Genomic DNA, 733 nt, shown 5'->3' on the forward strand with positions numbered 1-733 from the left:
TTAATAAATGATTTGGCTTACTCATACTTTATGGCTGAATCACCTTATGAATCGGAATCTGAAATTGAAAATAAAATAGCGGAATTAAAAAACGTTTTACAACACCGTGTATAATTCATTGCTTCTGATTTTCCTTTCGGAAAATCCTCGCGCTGAATTATTGCCTGTTATTTTTTACTAAATTAGTTGCCAAATCAACGCAACGAAATCATACACAAAACCGTTGGCAAACATTATGACCCGTCCTGAATAAAGGCTACATAATTTCAAACATTATGTACAAAAATGACAAAGTAATCAGACGGTATTCAGAACCTTTTAAACTGAAAATTTTAGACGAACTTACAACAGGAAAACTAAACAAATATCAACTAGGGAAAGCCTACGGTATTGCACCAACTACCATTAATGAATGGATAAGAAAGTACAACCGTAAAGACCTTATGAACACTAGAATAACTGTGAAAACCAAAGACGAAATAACACGCATTAAAGAACTTCAAAAAGAGATTGAACAACTAAAAAAATTGTTGTTAAAGAAAGATCTAGATGCAATGATTCAAGATTCATACCTGGAAGTTGCTGCCGAAGATCTTGGCTATAAATCTGTTGCAGAACTAAAAAAAAAGCTAAATATAGAGCGCTAAGTAAAACCAAAGACAAAGCTAAAGGATTTGCGTCTTTAACCACTATTTGTATGGCTTTCGGGCTTAAACGTGATGCGTACTACAAG

Annotated in this window: 1 protein-coding gene; it reads left to right on the forward strand. The window is 33.4% G+C overall.

Annotation, left to right across the window (positions count from 1 at the left end; translation table 11 throughout):
• Nucleotides 1-275 precede the first annotated feature (275 nt).
• Entirely contained in the window at nt 276-647 is a 372-nt protein-coding gene (locus KI686_RS15645) for a transposase (protein ID WP_099570149.1), read from the forward strand.
• The last annotated feature ends 86 nt before the right edge of the window (nt 648-733 follow it).

Source organism: Polaribacter sargassicola (genome assembly GCF_021991835.1).
In the GTDB taxonomy this organism is placed as follows: domain Bacteria; phylum Bacteroidota; class Bacteroidia; order Flavobacteriales; family Flavobacteriaceae; genus Polaribacter; species Polaribacter sargassicola.